This window comes from Alteromonas sp. CNT1-28 (genome assembly GCF_022348345.1).
In the GTDB taxonomy this organism is placed as follows: Bacteria; Pseudomonadota; Gammaproteobacteria; order Enterobacterales; family Alteromonadaceae; genus Alteromonas; species Alteromonas macleodii.
Window position 1 is genome coordinate 1 of sequence record NZ_JAKREZ010000096.1, and the last position, 2,544, is coordinate 2,544.

General features: G+C 43.4%; 2 protein-coding genes. One reads left to right on the plus strand and one right to left on the minus strand.

All coding sequences use genetic code 11. The features are described 5' to 3' along the window. Positions 1-78: 78 nt before the first annotated feature. On the minus strand, positions 79-1,233 hold the full coding sequence (locus tag MHN02_RS21475) for an IS110 family transposase (protein ID WP_061439346.1): 1,155 nt from the start codon (positions 1,231-1,233) through the stop codon (positions 79-81). A gap of 520 nt (positions 1,234-1,753) precedes the next feature. Here MHN02_RS21475 and MHN02_RS21480 point away from each other — a divergent pair. Then, entirely contained in the window at positions 1,754-2,350 is a 597-nt protein-coding gene (locus MHN02_RS21480) for a helix-turn-helix transcriptional regulator (RefSeq protein ID WP_239247976.1), read from the plus strand. Positions 2,351-2,544 lie beyond the last annotated feature (194 nt).

Sequence of the window (2,544 nt, forward strand, 5' to 3'; positions counted from 1 at the left end):
TGATTGCCATCATAACGCCCTCGTAGGTTGTGCCACATTCCGCGGCCTGATCCGAATGCGTTAGCTCAAACTCGTTTATCATGCAGGTACTCGGCTCAGCCTTAGTTTTGGATTAACCGGTGTAAGTACCACTTCTTTTGCGATAGCCCAGATATATGCGGCCATTTCTCTGGCTATCGCGGTAATGATTAAATTGTAGTGTTTACCCTTTTTACTCATGCGCTGATAGCGTTTGCACAAACGCAGCTGAGCTTTCCAGGCGATATCAACAATGTCTTTGGATAAACCTTCTTGCCTTAACTGTAATTCGGTAGAGACATTCGCTGGATACCGGTAGCTATGCGCTCCTTCAATCAGTAAACGCCTTGCTCTGCCGTTGCCGGCTTTGGTAATGGCTCCTAAGTGTCGCTTTCCACCTGATGATTGTTCACTGGGAACTAAGCCCAGATAAGCCATGAGCTTTCTTGGGTGGTCGAAGCGATGTAGATCACCGAGTTCCGCCACAACACCAACGGCGACTAATAATCGAACACCGCGCATCGCTTGAATGGCTTTCACTACTGGATAATAACGCCATTGATGAACGTGGTGAGTTAATTCATTATCTAGCCTTTCCAGTCGACGGATGCGCTCTTCTATGGTTTGCAATTGTTCCTGCAAAACTATTTGCTGCGCCGGATGAGGCAATATCAATTCTGTAAGCCAGCGAAGGTGCTTCTTCGACCAGTTAGCAGTGCCTTCATAGCGTATGTTGCTGCGAAGCAGTAACGCTTTAAGCTGGTACTTGGCTTCCTTTAAATCCTTCATTGCGGCTTCTCGAGCTCGAGATAAATCCCGTACAGCTTCGTCCTCCGGCTCTGGTACATAGATGGGGGTAAGGTCTTCAGACTTTAGTGACCTAACGAGCTTAAGGGCATCCCGTCGGTCGGTTTTAATTCGCTCTCCTGGCTTTTTTGGAATAAGAGACGGTGCCACAACATAGCAACAATGCCCCAAGCTCGTTATCAGCCGATAAATCCAATAACCACACGGTCCTGCTTCATAAACCACGTGCAGTGTCGAGCCGGGATATTTAGATTCAAACTGACGTAGCAGCTTTTTGACACTGACTTTGGAAGAAGAGATACGGCCATAATGAACCGGACTCGCCCCACGCTGTTCCTCACAATAAGCAACCTCATGAAACTCTTTATGCGTATCCAACCCTATAAAAATCATGCTATGTTTGTTCATGCTAGCCTCCAAATTGATTTAGTATTGAACAAACTAATTATGGCTCTGGCTGAAAAGTTAACCCACGAAAATGAGCATTAAAATGTGGGTTCAGCCGTGACATTCCAGCATCAAGGTTGTTTCGCTAGGTTGTCTTTACCGCTGGCTTTTTCGGTAGTTTCAACGGCTTTAGCAACGTACTTTTCATCACACAGCAACGCCGACATTCTGCATCACCAGTCTTCTAAACTCGCTCTTTTATCCAGCAATGTCGTTAACATCTGGCATTTCGCACAGGGTTGTTTTATCTTAATTTCAACAATTTAAATAAGTGGCCTTATCGGCTAGTGGTGGCAGCAAAGCTGCGTACTTTCCTTTGTACGCCTAACAAAACGCTGTTGGCACTCCCTCCGGTCGCTGGGACGCTAACACGTGGGCTGACTCACTTCGTTCGGATTTTAGCCCACGTGTAACTGTCGTAGATTAATACAACAAATATTGGATATTTAATTCCTCTACATTAGTCGAGAGGAAACAAAAAATGGAAAAAGAATTAATGATTAATTCAACTGTTGTAAAAGAACTAAGAAAAAAGTCTGGCTGGTCCCAAGAACAACTAGCCAACGCATCCGGCTTAAGTTTGCGCACAATTCAACGTGTAGAATCTGAAAGCAAAGCATCAATGGAAACAAAAGTATGCTTAGCAGCGACTTTTCAAATCTCGCTAGAGAGTTTGAACGTTAACACGGCTACGCAAGTGGCTGAAATTAAACCCAATAGAGCTATTTTAGTTTTATTAGCTTGTTCGGTGTTTATTTCGGCTATTAGTTTACTCATAAATATATCCAAACCTATTTCTTTCATCGCTAACTTAGTCGCAGTCTTTAGTATTATTTATTGCGGTTTTAAATGGTATTTCTTTGCCAGTTCAACCTCTAAATGTTCACTAAAGTCTCATGTCCGCACAGGGTTTATCTTCCTTGCCATTTTTTCGATTTTTGGTGTCTTAGGAAACATTGGACCGTCAATTGTTGGCCCAATGTTTCTTTCTTTGGTTATGTTTAGCCTTATATTTTACTTAGCTAGCAAAATTACACAGAAAAATATCAAACATAGTCAAAATGAAATTGGCAGCTAACAACCCAATCAACACACTCACTGCGTTCGCTGGGACGCATACACGCGGGGCGGCTTCGCCATTATGCCCCGTATGTATGCGCCCGTTATTGGAAAGTTATGTACTTTGTCTCATAAAATGAAACTAATAGAAGTAATTGAAAAAATTGACGACCTTGATGACGAAGCAACGATCTGGGTAAAAGTCGATGAGGA